Annotated in this window: 1 protein-coding gene and 1 pseudogene; both read right to left on the bottom strand. The window is 35.2% G+C overall.

Annotated elements, in window-relative coordinates; all coding sequences use genetic code 11:
• A pseudogene (locus AC1DTM_RS29815) lies at window positions 1–156 on the bottom strand (ABC transporter substrate-binding protein); the annotation flags it as partial.
• 25 nt (window positions 157–181) lie between these two features.
• Window positions 182–769 (bottom strand): carbohydrate ABC transporter permease (locus AC1DTM_RS29810; RefSeq protein ID WP_477001626.1); only part of this gene is annotated, 588 nt, incomplete at its 5' end.

Here is a 769-nt window from a genome sequence, read left to right as displayed (position 1 = left end):
ATCTGCAAGAGAGCCCCCTACTCCATTAATGAATGGAACAACAACCTTCTCCCCTTCTTTACTCGCTTTAACCGTACTCCCTTTTCCACCTGAACAACCCGCAAGTGCACTAACAAACAATGTTATAACTGTTAGAAGCATGAATAGTTTTTTCATCCCACAACTCTCMTTTAATATTTACTTACCCCTTTATTCCTGAATCAGTAACACCAGATAAGAACCATTTTTGTAGAATTAAAAATACGATTAAGAGCGGCACTGTTGCGATTGTACTTGCAACCATAATGTGTGACCAATCTCGTCCTAAAGAACTATTAATGAAATAATCAGCAATTCCATTCGTAATTAGTTTTTGTGTATTATCTTTCAAAATAAGAGCTGGCCAAATGTAATTATTATAGTTACCAATAAATGTGACCAATCCTAGAGTTACAAATGATGATCGTGTCATTGGAAAAATAATCTTCCAAAGAATTCGCCAATCACTCGCTCCATCAATTTTGGCTGCTTCTACTATTTCAAAACCAACTTTGTGGAACGTTTGTTYTAAATAGAAAATACCGAATACGCTAACAGCCATAGAAATCATGTATCCAAAATGTGAATCAAGCAAACCAAACTTCCCTAACATTACATATACAGGAACATACGATACAGCTCCAGGGATCATATAGGTTGCCATCACAACACTAAACGTAATATTCTTGCCTTTAAACTTATAAAATGCCAACATATAAGCAAAAAGTGCTGACGAAACAAGTACATATAT

Source organism: Bacillus sp. P4_D3, assembly GCF_056401855.1.
This window is presented reverse-complemented; position numbering and strand designations above follow the sequence as displayed.